Genomic DNA, 15298 nt, shown 5'->3' with positions numbered 1-15298 from the left:
GCCCTACTTCTTCGGATTTACGGCAGCGCTGACAGTCTCGTACGAATCCTGTCGGGTCAACGGGTCGAGCAGCGCGACCGAGATTCTGTACCGTCCCGGTTCCATCAGCAGCTGGGTGTCGATCCCCCAGGGTTGGTTTTTCGCTTCCTCATAGCGGTCGGCCGGAACCCGGACCTCGTGCATCTGGCGAACCAGGTCGGATTGCTTGCCGTCTGTATCGCGGGCAGCGATGAAGATCACCACCCGCGCCACCAAATCCTCGCCCTCCGGCAACAACGCCACGCTGCTGATGGGAAAGGAAATGTGAGCCGGAAGCAGCCATCGATTTCCGGATGCGGGTGTCGGATTTCCGGTTTCGACCTCGATCTCCATGGGATTGTCGTCGACCTGAAACACGAGGCTCGAAACGACGGCGTCCTGGACCTTGGTTTCGAGAGATTTTTCGACGAAACGCGAGCGGTAGCGGACTTCATAACCCTTGAACGCGGGATCGTCGCGCAGCTCGACCTTCACCTTGTGCACCTTGTCCTGCCCGCTGGCCTGCAGTGGATAGCCGATCGAGTAGTAGGTATACATGTCCTGGTTGATCAGTTCGAGCTTTGGCCCGACATCGTTGGTATTGATGATTGCGATGCCGCCAGTCTCGTCGGCGAGGAGACGCAGGCTGTCCGTGTAGTTTGAGCGGCTCACCGAGATCGACCTCGGGTCCCGGGCGGTCGCGTAGTTGGCCGACCCCAGGCCGCCGACGCTGAGCCCAGCGGCATCGATGGTGTAAAGGGTCACCCCCTGCGCGTTTGCTGTGGCGGCGAGCTGCCGATAGAGACGCGATTTGTCGTACTCGTACATCCTGGTGAGCACGGAGGTGTCGTCGGCCGCGTTGCTGAGCTCGTAGAAGAGATCCATGCCTGGCGTCATCGGCAAGCCGTTGGAAACGTAGATGACGCCCTTCTTTCCGGGCAGACCCGAGAGGCTGGTGAAGATCTGGCGCAGGGAGTCGAGGGTGAACTGGAGGTTGTTCGAAGACTCCTGGGCGTAGTTCTGGATCATGTTGTACGCCTCGACGTACTCTCCAGCTATCTGGCCGGCGGCACTTCCGCCGGCCGACCGGCTCTCATCCTGGATGCGCGCGATTTTCTCCACGATGTCTTGTCTGGAGCTTTCTCGTTCGCTGCGCCCGCCCGTGTATCTGCGTACCTGGCGCATCGCCCGAAGTACCTCGTCTGGGTCCGAAGTGAACTCCTGCAACACCTCGAAGGAGCGCTGATAGGCGACGACCATCATCTGCGCCGGCGGATGCAGGCTCGTACGAACGAACTCACGTGCCTGGGACAGCACCCGGTTGCGGTCGAGCGGTTCGAGATTTTCGTTGTCGATGTACAGCACCAGGTGGACAGGCTGAGGACCGGCGGTATCGACGTCGACAGCGGCGGGGGTCGGTGTGGCGAGCGGAGCCTCGAGCGGTTCCTCGAGCTCGCCGCGGACAATCTCGTTGGTATAGAGCTTGAAATTGCTGATCTGTTTGCGATCGCCATCCTGATAGACGAGGAAATCGTCCTTCGTCAAATCGGTGATCGCGCGGCCCTTTTTATCGGTGACATACACGATCAGATTCGCGATTGTCAGCTCGATCTCGTCGACGAACGTCAATCCGCCGATAGGGCGAATGGTGTCTTCCTGTTGCTCCTGGTCTGCGATGCCGTACATGCCAGGCAGGGCCAATGCTGCGACCAGGAACCAGATGATCAGATGATGTCTGCGCACGGGCACACCTCCGCGAAAAGTCTAGCAGAAGAGGCACTGTCCACCCTCCCGATGCTCGAAACTCCGTGCTGGACCCTCCCACCCATCGGTCGAAAATTCAGCGAGAGAATGTATCGATTTGTCGAATCCAACGTCCAACATCCAACATCCAACATCCACCACCGCCTGTCTTCCGTACTTCTCTGCCGAGGTATGATCGTTGGCCGTGGTGGAGAGAGCATCTGAACTGACCGATGAGCGCCTCGTCGAGCTTGCTCTCGACGGTGATGAAGATGCTTTCGGACTCCTCGTGCGGCGCTATCAGCGCCGACTGACGGCGTTTCTCGGCCAGCTGGTCGGTGATATCGAGCTTGCACGCGAGCTGTCGCAGGAAGCTTTTATTCGTGCGTGGTCGGCGCTCGAGCGATTCGACCCGAGATACCGATTCTCGACTTGGCTCTTTCGAATCGCCCACAATCTTGGCATCGATCAGCTCCGTCGCCGCCGTCTGAGCACGATGCCTCTCTACCGGACCGATGCGGACGGGGGCGAGGTGGAGGTGATCATCCCGGACAACGCGAAGGATCCTCTTGGCCACCTCCAAAACCGCGCGCTTGCGATGGAGCTGCGGCAGGTGATCGAAGGGCTCAGGCCCGAATACCGCGAACTGGTGTTGTTGCGTCATTTTGGCGGCCTGAGTTATCAGGAAATCGCCGATTTCACAAACATGCCGCTCGGCACCGTAAAAAACAAACTTTTTCGTGCCCACTCCGTATTACGTAAGGCATTGACCGATTTCCTGTGAGGAAAACGGTATGATTCGAGGGGAGGCCAAGGTGGCGACCGAATGTCAGGCAATCCAAGAGAACCTCACCGAGCGCGGTGGAGGCTTCGAGCACCTCGACGAGGCGCAACGCCGACACCTCGAGGTGTGTCCGGATTGCCAGGAAGTCGCCGCTGCCGAGCGCGCGCTCGGGTTGCTCTTCGCCAAGGCGATTCCACCCGCCGATCCCGCGATCGAAGAACAGGTGATGGCCGCGTTGCGGCCGGCACGGATCCGCCGCCGGATGGTGGCATTCCTGCCGGTTGCAGCATCGCTTTTGGTTGCCCTGTTCGGCGCGGCCATGGTGGGGGGGGTGCCCGGAAGCGGCGTGATCGGCCTGCTACCCGAGTGGTCTTCGCAGGGCTGGATGGCATTTGCCACCAGTGTCTCCGATTGGGGCACAGCGGTTGCCACTGGCGCCCGCGCGGCGGCCACTACCCTCGATCCCGTGCTCCTCGCCGGATTCGGCCTGGTGAGCTTCTTCGGTCTCGTTGGGGTGGCTGTGACTGCCCTGCGCTGGCGGAGGGTCTCGCCGTGGCGCGACGAGCGCTAAGTTTCCCCCTTCTTTTTGTTCTCTGTTGTCTCCTGGCTGCGGGGCACGTGTCGGCGATGCCGAGTTCGACGGCTGTCCTCTCGGACCTCACGGTCAACGAACAGGTCGACGGTGACGCCATTGTCTTCGGCGCGGACCTCGACCTCGGACCCGGGGCAAGGATCGAGGGAGACGCCGTGGCGATCGGCGGCAATGTTCGAGTGGGGGATGGTGCCGAAGTTACCCGGCATGTAGTGGCAGTTCTTGGAGGCGCCGAGGTGTCGGAGCAGGCTAACATCGGTGGCAAGGTGCTGTCGTTTTCGTCGCCTGCCACACTGCTGCCGGCATCGTCAGATCGGGGAGTTTCTCTTGAACGGGACATTCCGATGCGCCTGTTGACCGCCGGGGGTTGGCTGCTCGTGACGACCGGACTGGCATTCCTCTTTCCTGCGCGGATGCGGCACGCGGCTTGGGCGGTGCCGGTTCTCGGTTTCAAGATTCCTGCGCTGGGTATGTTGGTAGGACTCACCGTGGTCGCATCTCTGATTGCGATGCTCGGTCTCGGACCGGCTCTCGGTGTCCCGATGGTGGCGGGACTGATGGTGATTTTCTTTGCCGCCAAGTCGGTTGGCCTCACGGTCCTCGGCTGCTGGCTCGGATTCGTGATTCTCCGGCGCTGGATCCATCATCCGCTGCCAATCAGCCTCGAGGTGTTCGTTGGCGTGCTCGTACTTCTCGCACTGCGGTTCCTGCCGTTTGCCGGGGAGACGTTGTGGACCTTGACATCACTGGTTGCACTCGGTGCCAGTATCGTCGTGATCGGGGTGTCGGCCGACATGATGGGGGGCCTGCCGACGAGCGCGAGTCGGTAGAGTTACGCGACCTCCGGTTGTCCGCAACATGTCTGCCGAATCGAGCTTTGATACGGCGGCGAGAGGTGTCGACGCTGGAGTCAAACCGCGACTTTTGCTATACTTCCCGTCCCTCGTGGGGAGAGGTGCGTGTGAAGATCGACATTTCACAGCTCGAACACGAGCCGGTTCGCTTCGACGAGAATATTCTCATCAGCGTCGAGCGGCTCGATCCCGATCAGGTGGCGGGTCCGATGAAGGTTCGCCTCGAGGGTGAAGTTCGCCCGCAGGGTGACGCCTTTTCGGTTTCGGGGCGCTGCGCGGCCGAGGGCCGTCTGACGTGCTCGAGATGCCTGGAGCCGGTCGAGTGGACCGTCGAGGAGAATTTCTCGCTCGAGTACCGCGTGCCGGCCCTGGCGCCGGTCGACGCCGAATCGGGGCTCGACGAGGGAGAACTTGACGTTGCCTTCCTCCAGGGGGAGGAGCTCGATCTGAGTGAACTGGCGGCGGAGCAGGTACTGCTCTCTCTGCCGATGCGGATCGTGTGCCGGCCGGATTGCGCGGGGCTGTGTAGCCGGTGTGGTGCGAACCTCAACAACGAAGAAGGCTGCGAGTGTGAACCCGAGATCGACCCGCGATGGGGCGCCCTCGCGGATCTCGCTGGCAACGCGAGCGAGAGCTGATGCTTGAATTCTGGACTGGAGACTGACAATGGCAAATCCGAAACGACGCATTTCGAGGACGCGGCGCGACAAGCGTCGCTCCCATCACGCGCTTCAGACGCCTGGCAAGAGCCTGTGTACCTCGTGCTTCGAGCCGAAGCCGCCGCACCAGGTATGCCCGCATTGCGGGAGTTACAAGGGTCGTGAGGTCATCAGGGTCGAAGAGCTCGACTGAGGGTCATGTCTCGGCACGATGAGGCCCGCCGGCTGAGGGATGAACAGGCCGGCTGAAGGACCCATCGCGGTCGACGCTATGGGCGGCGACGGCGCTCCGCGGGAAATAGTCCGTGGAGCTCTTGAAGCGGTCACCGATTTCGGAATTCCAGTTCACCTCGTCGGACCGCAGAAACGGCTACGCCGCGAACTTGGACGATTTCGCTTCCTGCCTTCGGGGCTGGAGCTGGTTGACGCTCCCGAGGTGGTCGGCATGCACGATCCAGCGATCAGCGTCCTGCGTGGGAAGAAACGTTCCTCTCTGAATGTCTGCGCGGAGCTCGTGCGTGACCATCGGGCAACGGCCATGGTGACGGCCGGGAACACAGGAGCGGCCTGGGTCGCCGCCAAATCCGGGCTCGGAATGATCGAGGGCGTGGACCGCCCCGCACTTGCAGCGGTGGTGCCGAAGAGGGAGGGTCGCACTCTGATTCTCGACGTCGGCGCCAACACGGAGTGCAAACCGCATCAGCTCGTCCAGTTTGCAGTAATGGGTTCGTTCTACGCCGAGGCCGTTCTTGGCGTCGGTTCGCCAAGGGTCGGCCTGATGTCGGTCGGTGAAGAGGACAACAAGGGAGGACCGCAGGCTCGTGAGCGCAACCGGGTTCTCAAGGAAGCCGGAATCAATTTCATCGGCAACGTTGAGGGCGATGGTGTGTTCAGCTCCGGTGTCGACGTCATCGTGTGCGACGGGTTCACCGGCAACGTGATACTCAAGGTTTCCGAGGGTTTTGGCGAGATGGTTGTTGGCATGCTTGTCGAGGAGGCCCGTCAGTCGCCGATGTATGGCGCGGGGCTCCTGATGGCCAAAGGGGCCTTTCGCAACCTGCGGTCCAAGGTCGATTACTCAGAGTATGGCGGCGCTCCGTTGCTCGGAGTGGATGGTGCCTGTCTGGTCGGTCACGGGAAGTCGAGTGCGAAGGCGATTCGCAACGCTGTCCGCTTTGCCGCGTCCTATGCTTCTTGCGGCGTGATCGAGCGCATCGGGGACAAAATCCTCGAGGTGCTGGCAAGCTCCGGCAGCGGGAAGAACGGGTGAGAAATGGCGAACAAGGTCGCTGGGCTTTTTCCAGGGCAAGGCTCACAGGCAGTCGGTATGGGACGCGATCTCACCGAGCGGTGGCTCCAGGCGACGGAGGTCTTCGAAGCGGTTGATGATGCGCTCGGGATATCGCTCTCGAGCCTGTGCTGGAACGGCCCGGAAGACGAACTCAGACTGACCGAAAACACGCAACCCGCATTGCTTGCACATTCGGTTGCGGCTTGGGCGGTGCTGGCGGATGCAGGGTTCGAAGTCGGTGCGGTTGCCGGCCACAGTCTCGGCGAGTACTCGGCGGTGGTTGCCGCTGGAGGGCTCGACGTTGCTGACGCTGCCCGCACGGTGCGGCTTCGTGGCCAGCTCATGCAACGAGCAGTGCCGGTCGGCGAAGGGGCGATGGCAGCAATCATCGGCCTCGACGACGACCAGGTCGTGGCCGCGTGCGCTGAAGAGGAATCTTCGGAAGGCGGTACTGTTCGGGCGGTGAACTTCAACTCACCCGGGCAGGTCGTGATTGCGGGATCGGTAGCGGCTGTGTCGGGGGCAGGTGATCGATGCAAGGAGCTTGGTGCGCGCCGAGCGTTGCCCCTTCCGGTGTCAGCGCCGTTTCACTCGCCGCTGATGGAGCCGGCCCGCCAAGGCCTCGAGCCGGCCCTGCGGGAGCTCGACTTCCAGCCGTTGGTCGTGCCCCTGTACCGAAACGTCGATGCGAATGCGGTCAGCCAGCCGGACGAGGTGCGCGACGGGCTCGCCCGGCAGGTGGATGCCCCCGTCATGTGGTCCGAATCCATTCGGCGTTTGCGGGCGGATGGCTTTGACACCTTTGTCGAGATTGGCACCGGCAATGTTCTTTCCGGTCTGGTGAAGCGTATTGATCGAGACGCCGTGTGCTACCAGGCTGGAACCGTGGAGACCATCGAAAAGGTCATTGCCGATTTCATCGGGTGAACTCGCCATAGAGACACAGAGGACACGGAGTCGGACAACGAGAGTTTTCGACTCGGCGGTCGCTGGTTTCTGCACTGACGATGTCTCGCCTCGGCTTTTCTTGTCCGGAGAACTCAACACTGTCGTGAATACCTCTGTGTTTTCTCCGTCTTCTCTGTGCCTCTGTGGTTAAATACGACGATTCGTGAAAAGAGCGCGGAAACAGGAGTAAGGTCAATGAAAGAATTCGAAAATCAGGTGGCGGTCGTAACCGGGGGGGCGCGCGGAATCGGTGCCGAGATCGCACGCCGGTTGGCGCGCGGCGGCGCGACGGTGGTGTGTGCCGACGTTCTCGACACCGCGGAGATCGTCGATCAGATCAACGGAGATGGTGGTTCTGCTGAAGGCCGGGCGCTCGACGTTACGGATGCCGCGCGCGCGGCTGAAGTGATAGCCGCGATCAACGAGAGCCACGGCAGGCTCGATATTCTGGTCAACAATGCGGGTATCACACGCGACCAGCTCCTGATCCGGATGAAGCCGGAGGACTGGGATTTGGTCCTCGGGATTAACCTCGACGGTGTCTTCAACGTCACCCAGCCCGCGGCCAAGCTGATGATGCGAGCACGAAGGGGCCGAATCGTCAGCGTGGCCTCAGTCGTCGGGCTGATGGGCAATGCCGGCCAAGCCAACTATGCGGCCTCCAAGGCCGGACTGATCGGTTTCACGAAGAGTCTCGCCCGAGAGCTCGGCTCGCGCAACGTCACGGTCAACGCGGTCGCACCGGGCTACATTCAGACGCCGATGACCGAGCAGCTCAGCGATGAGCAGCGCGAGATGCTGATGAAAAACGTGGCCATACCGCGTTTGGGAACGCCCTCGGATGTGGCTGACGCAGTCGCATTTCTGGCCGGCCCGGGTGCTTCCTATATCACCGGAGAGGTCCTCAACATCTCGGGTGGGCTCTACATGTGATCGGGTGAACAGTTCAGAGTCGCATATTGTGTTTCGGTGGGGTGGGTGGGACTCTGAACTCTTCACTCTCAACTCTCAACTTGTTTTCAATGCTCATCATGCGCTCACAGGCATGCGTCGGTGGATTCCGGGAAACTGATCCGGGTTAGACTATGACTTGGAGGTGACCGATGTCGGGCGAGTGGAAAGTGGCTGATCTCATGACTTCCGACGTGGTCACCCTCACCGAGGATGAAACTCTTGCCCACGCCCAGCGTTGCATGGCCCGCGGTCGAATCCGTCACCTGCCGGTTCTGCGGGAGCGCACGCTCACCGGGCTGATCACCCACCGGGACCTGCTCGCTGCCTCGTTCTCGATCTTCGCCGAGGTCGATGCGGGTGAGCAGCGGCGGATCTTCGACACCGTGCGGGTAGTCGAGGCGATGCACCGGGACGTCGTGACAGTGTCGCCGGAGTTGTCCGTTTCCAAAGCGGCGCGAATCCTCCTCGAGAACAAGTACGGCTGCCTCCCGGTGGTGGATGACGAGCAGCAGCTCCTCGGCATCGTGACCGAGGCCGATTTCCTGCGTTTGACCGTTCACCTCCTTCCATGACCGTCGTCGACTGGGTGCTGATCGCCGTCTGGGTGGGACTCACCCTGGGCGGATTCTGGAAGGGTGCGGTGCGGATCGTTTTCGGCGGCGGAGGTCTAGCACTCGGCGTGTGGTTGGCCGTGGTTGCTGGGGCGGATGCCGAGGCGGCCCTCGACGGGGTTCTGGGCATTCCATGGCTCGCGGCTCTCGCCGGGCGGCTCCTGCTCGTTTTGCTGACGACCGGCCTCTGCCTGCTCGCCGGCTGGGGAATCGAGCGAACCCTCACCGCCTTTCATCTCGGGTGGCTCAACCGGCTCTTCGGTGCCGCCCTGGTGGGTCTGCTGGCGGCTTTCCTGCTCGGGCTGGTGGTCGTGGTGGCGATTCAGTTTTCGCCGGAGCTCGCCCGCCTGTGCCGTGAATCGCAGGTCGCGCAGCATCTCCTGTGGCTCTCGGAGACGCTGCTGGGCGCCGTCGAATCGTTGGAATGTTAAACGTTGAAACCTTAGAACGTTCCACCCACCGTCCGCGAATCCAGGCTCAACGATCTAACGTGTAATCTTCAACGTTTCAACGATATTGCGCGACATCGGTGTTGTTCTGAAGAGGACGGTACAGTGTGTCGCGGAGAACTGGCGCCCTTCCGGCTTCGGTGATCAGCCGCTCGAGGCGCTCGTGTGCCATGCCCGTCCCTGCGGTGCCGCCCGCCGCATTCGTGATGCGCTCGTCGAAGATCGTACCGTCGAGATCGTCGGCGCCGAAATGGAGTGCGATTTGGGCGACCTTCTCCCCGAGCATGATCCAGTAGGCCTTGAGGTGAGGCACGTTGTCGAGCACCAGACGTGACACCGCCAAAGTCTGGAGATCGAGGCGACCGCCGGTTGGCGGGAGGTGGTCGAGAGCGGTATTTTCAGGGTGGAACGCGAGCGGGATGAGGCACTGGAAGCCACCGGTCTCGTCCTGCAGCTCGCGCAGGGAGAGCAGGTGATCGACCCTATCCTCGACGGTTTCAACGTGACCGTAGAGCATGGTGCAATTGGTTGGAATGCCGGCTACGTGGACCGTGCGCGCTATCTCGAGCCACCGCGCGCCGCTCGTCTTGTGATCGCAGATTTCGTTGCGCACACGCTCGGAGAAGATCTCGGCGCCTCCACCCGGGCACGAGTCGAGCCCGGCATCACGCAGACGTGAAATCAAATCCTCCAGGTTGAGTCGTGAAGCCCTGGCGATGAAATCGAGTTCGACCATCGTCAAGGCCTTGAGGTGAATCCACGGAAAGCGCTGCTTGAGAGCGTGAAAGAGATCCTCGTAGTAATCGACCAGAAGCTTTGGGTGTAGCCCGCCGACAATGTGAAGCTCGGAGACTGATTCGTCGACGTCCCGGGCCGCGATTTCGACTGCTTGTTCGACGGTATAGGTCCACCCTCGGTCCTTTTGGCGCCAGGGAACGTAAAAGGCGCACAGGTCGCACGAGGCAACGCAGACGTTTGTCGGGTTGAGGTGGCGGTTGATGTTGTAGTAGGTGGCGTCTCCGTGCAGTCGTTCACGCACCAGGTTTGCGAGCTTCCCGACCCCGATGAGGTCGCTCGTCGACGCCGCAAGGAGTCCGTCGTCCCGATCGAGTCGATCACCGTTCAGCACCTTCTCGGCAATCGGCTCGAGGGCCGGGTCCAATAGCCTGAGGTCGCCCGTTGAACGCATCACCACTGCATTATGCTTGAGACAGAATCTCGCTTCAACCAAATCGTTCTATTTGAGCTGCAACGAGGCGAGGAACTGCTCGTTCGAAGGGAACTCACGCACTTTCTGCAGGAGGAGCTCCATAGCCGCTTCCGGCGAAAGCGAAGAAAGCGCGCGACGCATCAGGTAGAGCTTTTCGACCTGGTCCTTCGGGTAGAGCTTCTCTTCCTTGCGGGTGCCCGATTGTGGGATATTGATGCAGGGAAAAATTCTCTTGTCGAAGAGCTTGCGGTCGAGCACCAGCTCCATGTTGCCGGTGCCCTTGAACTCCTGAAATATCACCTCATCCATCCGCGACCCGGTGTCAATCAGGGCGGTGGCAACCACAGTCAAGCTGCCGCCACCTTCGACATTGCGGGCCGAGCCGAAGAAGCGCCGCGGTTTTTCCATCGTGCGTGCGTCGATGCCTCCCGACAAGATCCGTCCCGAGCCCTTCTGAAGGTTGTTAAAGGCGCGCGACATGCGGGTTAGAGAGTCCATGAAGACGACCACGTCTTCACCCATCTCCACCAGGCGGCGGGCGCGCTCGAATACCATCTCCGAAACCTGGATATGGGACTCGAGTGACTGGTCCGTCGAAGAGGCGAAGACTTCACCGCGGGCAATGCTTCGCTTCCAATCGGTGACCTCTTCGGGTCGCTCGTCCACCAGCAGCACAAAGATCGTGGTGTTCGGATGGTTGACCGCGATCGCGTGCGCCATCTGTTGCAGGAGCGTGGTCTTGCCGGCCTTCGGCGGCGAGACGATGAGACACCGTTGGCCCTTTCCAAGGGGAGCGATGAGTTCCGCGACCCGCGGCTCGACAATCTCGGGATCAGTCTCGAGATTGAAGCGGTCGAGCGGGTCGATGCTGATCAGTTCGGAAAACGGAATCGCGTTGGTTCGGTACTGCTCGGGTTCGAGGCCTTCGATGCTCTCGATCGCGGACATCCGCGGTCGATCGCCGGAGTGTGCCTGACCTTTGAGGAGCAAGCCACTTTCCAGATGCAGCGGCTTCAAGAGCTCGGCCGGAACCGTCGGGTCCGATCGGTCGGCAACAAAGTTGCGTTTTGAATCGACCAGCAGTGGACCACCATTGTCGCGAACCCAGAGGAAACCCTCGACCGGAATCGGTGGTCCCTTTGGACCCCGCCGACGGCGCGGGCGCCTCCGGCGACGGCGTGAGCCCTGTTTTTGTTGTTGAGGTTTTTGCTGTTCTCGTTGTTCGTCCATTACCTTCCTCTTCCAGGAGAGATCCGCACGGCTCGGCTGTTGCGACGAGACGTTTGCCACAGAAGCACTCGAGCCGCAGCACTCATCGGGCGAACCGGACGGTGCACTTTTCCCTGTCGGTATTCGACCGTCCGGAACGGAGCGGCCCGGGCGCCGACGCCTCATTCGAGGGGCGGGCATTTTCCTCGGGCCTCCAACTCCACGTTACCCGGAATCGCTGCGATGCGCAACATTTTTGCAGTTTTTGTCAACCGGTCACTCTGCAGGATTGTGTTGTCTTCAGAGGGACCTGGAGACGGCAGCCTGGGGGGCCGGCTCAGAAGTGCCTCCTCGCAAAAGCCTTTCCCGGCTGGCTCTTGAGGAAGACCGCGAAGATTCGCGCCTTTTCCAGTGAACGAAACACAACCGCCGATTCGAGGCGCCAGGGCCTGAAACGCGCGGAATGCGGAACCTGGCCGGCATTGTGCGAGTCGAGTCGTTCTTCCAGGTCCTTCGTGATTCCGGTGTATCGCCGATGCGGGTGCGCCTCGCTGGCAAGGATGTAGACGTAATGAAACTGGGACATTGGACCACCACCTTTCGAGGTGGCGTGGACGGGTGTGAGGAAAGTGTAGCAGGTCGTAGCGGCGGAATCACAATTGTGCGCATCGGGAGAAACGGGGAGGAAATTCGAAGCAGGAAGGTGGACTACAAGACGACAATACTAGGGCTGTTCCAACGGACATCGAAGGGAGTCTGCAATGAAAAACGGGGTGGTTGTCGTCGGAGCGATCCGTACACCCATTGGCGCCATCGGCGGTGGCTTGGCGACGCTGCAGGCCGAGGCCTTGGCAACTCACGCGATCAAGGCGCTACTCGCCGCTACCGGCATCGATCCTTCCGCTGTCGAATACACGTGCATGGGATGGGTGATGCAAGACCCGCGATGCCCCAACCTCGCCAAGACCGCGGCCGAACTCGCCGGCATTCCTGGCAGCACCCCCGGCACCACGTTTCACGAAAACTGTGCTTCAGGAGGTGCTGCCATCCACAGCCTCGCTCGCCGCATTCTCCTTGACGAGGTGGGCCTCGGGATCGCCGGCGGCGTGGAGTCGATGAGCAACGTCGCGCGATACCTCTTCAGCGGTCGCGTAAGAAATCAGCTCTACGGCGACATGACCCTGGTGGACGGCCTGTTCGGCGCCCTTACCGACACCCACGTGGGTGGCGGCGAGCTCATGGGCCTTCTCACCGAGCGCCTGGTGGAGAAATACGAGGTCACCCGAGAGGAGCAGGACGAGGTCGCGTTCCGGAGTCACCAGGCCGCGACGGCGGCGTGGGACGAGGGGGCATTCGCCGACTATGTCGTTCCCGTCGAGGTTCCCCAGCGCCGCGGCGAACCGCTTGTCATCGCCCGTGACGAGGGTCCGCGAGCGGTGACGATGGAAAAACTGGCGGCGGCCAAGCCTTACTTCAAGCCCGAAGGCGGCACCATCACCGGGGCCAACGCCTCGACCCTCAACGATGCCGCTGCGGTGGTTCTCCTGGCCAGCGAAGAGCGAGCTGCCGATCTCGGTCTCGAGCCCCTTGCCGAGCTGGTTGCCTACCACAACATCGGTGTGCCCCGTGAACTCATGGGCGAGGGGGCGTTCAAGGTCATCCCTCCCCTGCTCGAACGTGCCGGGATCGGGATCGGCGAGGTTGATCTGTTCGAGATCAACGAGGCGTTTGCCGCGGTGCTCGCTGCGGCCTTCCGTTTCCTGCCCGAGCTCCGGGTCGATCGCACCAACCAGTGGGGCAGTGGCATCTCCCTCGGCCACCCGGTTGGTTGCACCGGAGCGCGCCAGGTCGTCGATATGGTCCACCAGCTGGGCCGACGGAAGGCGACGCTCGGTGTGACCAGCCGCTGTGTGGGCGGTGGTATGGGCAGCGGCGAGGTCCTGCGCAGGATGTAACCCGAGTCAAAAAGGATCGAAGAAGGTGGGAGGTTGGCGCGGGACCACGCGATCATCTCGGCCGCTGCTGTCCGTGTAGAGCGTGTTCACTGAGGCGGCGGCTGGACCGGGGGGCCGAGGATCGAAGCGTGTTGTCCCGGGACGCGCTCTCCCAGACGCCGGTTTCCACCGTTGAGGAGACCGCTCGGGGCATGCGAGCCCATCTTGGGCCTCAAATAAGCGCCTCAACCCCGTGCCAGGCCTGCGCTGAATGAAAGGAAATTCCTTTCTCTCAGTCATCCTTGACAAACTGATGCTGCGTCACTAATATTGCGTCCGGATATCAACTAGTAGTGGCAACGAGATTCGCCAGAGCGGAAAACGACGCCTTCGAGGCGATGGCGTCCGTGACTCTGGCCGACATTCCGACGACAGAGGCGTGAAATGTTGAAGAGGCGGCACAGGTCCAAGCCAAGACAGTCGAAAGCAGTATTGCTGAAATTTTGCGGGTAAGTAACGACTACGAGAAAGAAAGGAGAGCAGTGATGAGAAAACCGATTACTGTGGTGGTTGTAGTGGGGTTGATGCTCGTGTTTGGCTCCCTCGTTTCGATGGCACAAGCGTCTGAACAGCTGGAGGCCGAACGCGTGCCGAACATCTCGGGAGGAGCTCAGTCGGTCATCGACCCGGTCGACGTATCGCAGATTCAGGACCTGCTCGAGGGAACCCCGGCTGATCTGCTGGCTGCCGGAACGAACCCGTTGCAGAGCATGACGAGGATCGACAAGGCCTTCGAAGGATTCGACTTCGACGACAACGGTTCCGAGAACGACGGTTTCCGGTTCATTCCGCCGGATCCGATCGGCGCGGCGGGGTTGGGCCGGGTGATCGCCGTCACGAACACCATGATCGAGGGGCTGAACAAGGGCGGTTCGGTCATGTTCCGCAGCGGCCTGGCCGACTTCTTCGCACCGCTGTCGCCGACGACCTTCACCTTCGATCCGAAGGTCGTGTACGACGAGCACGAGGATCGATACGTCGTGGCGACGCTGGAGCTTGTCCAAAGCGGCAATGAAATCGATCCTGGGAACGTCTCCCGCATACTTTTAGCGGTCTCGAAGGATGGAAACCCGAAGTCGGCAACCGCACGGGACTGGAACTACCAGGCCATCGACTCCAAGGTTCTCTTCGGTGGGTTTGTCGAGCTGTGGGCCGACTACCCGGGCTTCGAGGTCGATGAAGAGGCCATCTATGTTACTGCCAACTTGTTCGCGTTCCCGCCGTACAGCGGCTACGGGGGTGCCCAACTCTGGATCTTGGACAAGGGACTGGGGAGCGACGGTCTTTATGACGGAGGTGCGTCCGCCGTGGGTCAGTACGATCCGTATGCGTCAGGTGGAATCGCGACCACCACGATGCCGACCCAGATTCACGGTGAGGGGGGTGTGCTGCCCGGGTCGGAGATCGGCACCTTCCTGGTCTCCTACTCCGGACTCACCTACGGCGGTCCTGGAGCACCAGAGGCGCTGCAGGTCGTCACCGTTGTCGACCCGCTCGGGCGGTCGGGCGGGCCCTATTTCCTGCCGGAGTTCGTTGACATCGGTGACATCGAGGACGTTGGCGGAGACTTCGGCTTCCCAGCGCTTCCGGACGCGCCTCAGCTCGGAACCGACGCCCTAATCGAGGTTAACGACCGGCGGGCGCTGGACGCCGTATGGCGGGATGACTCCCTCTGGGTCACCACGACGATCATCCCCAACGCCGGAGCCGACGCGGGTGAAACTACCGCGCACTGGTTCAAGATCGACGCCGGTGCCGGACCGGGCGCCTTGATTCTCGACGACCAGGGCGATATCGGCGGCGAGGACATCGCGGCCGGGACCTTCACCTTCTTCCCCGCAGTTGCGGTCAACCGCAACAACCAGGCGATGTTCGGCTTCTCCGGCTCGGCGCCGTCGATCTTCGCCGGAGCCTTTGCCGCCGGTCGCAATCCCGCTGACCCGTCGGGCTCGGTCCGCGAGTCGATGGTTGTGCGCGAAGGC

16 protein-coding genes are annotated in these 15298 nt (G+C 61.6%); 12 read left to right on the top strand and 4 right to left on the bottom strand.

Annotated features, from left to right (window positions below; translation table 11 throughout):
* Positions 1–3 precede the first annotated feature (3 nt).
* Positions 4–1761: a VWA domain-containing protein gene (locus LJE93_13300; protein MCG6949883.1), complete on the bottom strand. Its 1758-nt coding sequence runs from the start codon at positions 1759–1761 to the stop codon at positions 4–6.
* Between the two features lie 205 nt (positions 1762–1966).
* Between LJE93_13300 and LJE93_13295 the strand changes: the two genes are divergently transcribed.
* The 10 genes from LJE93_13295 (at position 1967) to LJE93_13250 (ending at position 8885) form a co-directional block, all read left to right on the top strand.
* Positions 1967–2545, top strand: coding sequence for a sigma-70 family RNA polymerase sigma factor (locus LJE93_13295; GenBank protein MCG6949882.1), 579 nt, complete (start codon positions 1967–1969; stop codon positions 2543–2545).
* Positions 2546–2576: 31 nt separating this feature from the next.
* Positions 2577–3116, top strand: a complete 540-nt coding sequence (locus LJE93_13290; GenBank protein ID MCG6949881.1) for a hypothetical protein — start codon at positions 2577–2579, stop codon at positions 3114–3116.
* A 56-nt stretch (positions 3117–3172) separates the two neighbouring features.
* A complete protein-coding gene (locus LJE93_13285; GenBank protein MCG6949880.1) occupies positions 3173–3967 on the top strand; it encodes a hypothetical protein in 795 nt (264 codons plus the stop codon).
* A 131-nt stretch (positions 3968–4098) separates the two neighbouring features.
* On the top strand, positions 4099–4629 hold the full coding sequence (locus LJE93_13280) for a DUF177 domain-containing protein (protein ID MCG6949879.1): 531 nt from the start codon (positions 4099–4101) through the stop codon (positions 4627–4629).
* 28 nt (positions 4630–4657) lie between these two features.
* Entirely contained in the window at positions 4658–4843 is a 186-nt protein-coding gene (gene rpmF / locus LJE93_13275) for a 50S ribosomal protein L32 (protein ID MCG6949878.1), read from the top strand.
* Positions 4844–4882: 39 nt separating this feature from the next.
* On the top strand, positions 4883–5920 hold the full coding sequence (gene plsX / locus LJE93_13270) for a phosphate acyltransferase PlsX (protein MCG6949877.1): 1038 nt from the start codon (positions 4883–4885) through the stop codon (positions 5918–5920).
* A gap of 3 nt (positions 5921–5923) precedes the next feature.
* Positions 5924–6868 (top strand): ACP S-malonyltransferase, encoded by a 945-nt coding sequence (gene fabD, locus LJE93_13265; protein MCG6949876.1) that lies wholly within the window; start codon positions 5924–5926, stop codon positions 6866–6868.
* A 216-nt stretch (positions 6869–7084) separates the two neighbouring features.
* Entirely contained in the window at positions 7085–7822 is a 738-nt protein-coding gene (gene fabG, locus LJE93_13260; GenBank protein MCG6949875.1) for a 3-oxoacyl-[acyl-carrier-protein] reductase, read from the top strand.
* A 170-nt stretch (positions 7823–7992) separates the two neighbouring features.
* Positions 7993–8415 carry a CBS domain-containing protein gene (locus LJE93_13255; GenBank protein MCG6949874.1) on the top strand — a complete coding sequence of 141 codons (423 nt, stop codon included), beginning with the start codon at positions 7993–7995 and terminating at the stop codon, positions 8413–8415.
* Positions 8412–8885 (top strand): CvpA family protein, encoded by a 474-nt coding sequence (locus LJE93_13250; GenBank protein ID MCG6949873.1) that lies wholly within the window; start codon positions 8412–8414, stop codon positions 8883–8885. The genes LJE93_13255 and LJE93_13250 overlap by 4 nt, the downstream gene beginning before the upstream one ends.
* A 76-nt stretch (positions 8886–8961) precedes the next feature.
* Here the strand turns inward: LJE93_13250 and mqnE are convergent, their stop codons facing one another.
* The 3 genes from mqnE to LJE93_13235 all read right to left on the bottom strand — a co-directional run bounded on the left by mqnE (position 8962) and on the right by LJE93_13235 (position 11908).
* Positions 8962–10092, bottom strand: a complete 1131-nt coding sequence (mqnE, locus tag LJE93_13245) for an aminofutalosine synthase MqnE (GenBank protein MCG6949872.1) — start codon at positions 10090–10092, stop codon at positions 8962–8964.
* Between the two features lie 48 nt (positions 10093–10140).
* Complete coding sequence (gene rho / locus LJE93_13240; protein MCG6949871.1) at positions 10141–11343, bottom strand: transcription termination factor Rho; 1203 nt, start codon at positions 11341–11343, stop codon at positions 10141–10143.
* 316 nt (positions 11344–11659) lie between these two features.
* Positions 11660–11908, bottom strand: coding sequence for a GIY-YIG nuclease family protein (locus LJE93_13235; GenBank protein ID MCG6949870.1), 249 nt, complete (start codon positions 11906–11908; stop codon positions 11660–11662).
* Positions 11909–12083: 175 nt separating this feature from the next.
* Between LJE93_13235 and LJE93_13230 the strand changes: the two genes are divergently transcribed.
* Together LJE93_13230 and LJE93_13225 are read left to right on the top strand one after the other, a co-directional pair.
* Entirely contained in the window at positions 12084–13277 is a 1194-nt protein-coding gene (locus LJE93_13230; protein MCG6949869.1) for a thiolase family protein, read from the top strand.
* Positions 13278–13801: 524 nt separating this feature from the next.
* A partial coding sequence (locus LJE93_13225; GenBank protein MCG6949868.1) for a hypothetical protein occupies positions 13802–15298 on the top strand: 1497 nt, incomplete at its 3' end.

The sequence above is a fragment of the Acidobacteriota bacterium genome, assembly GCA_022340665.1.
Lineage (GTDB): Bacteria > Acidobacteriota > Thermoanaerobaculia > Thermoanaerobaculales > Sulfomarinibacteraceae > Sulfomarinibacter.
The sequence above is the reverse complement of the archived record's forward strand: the minus strand, read 5'-3'. Positions and strand labels throughout refer to the sequence as shown.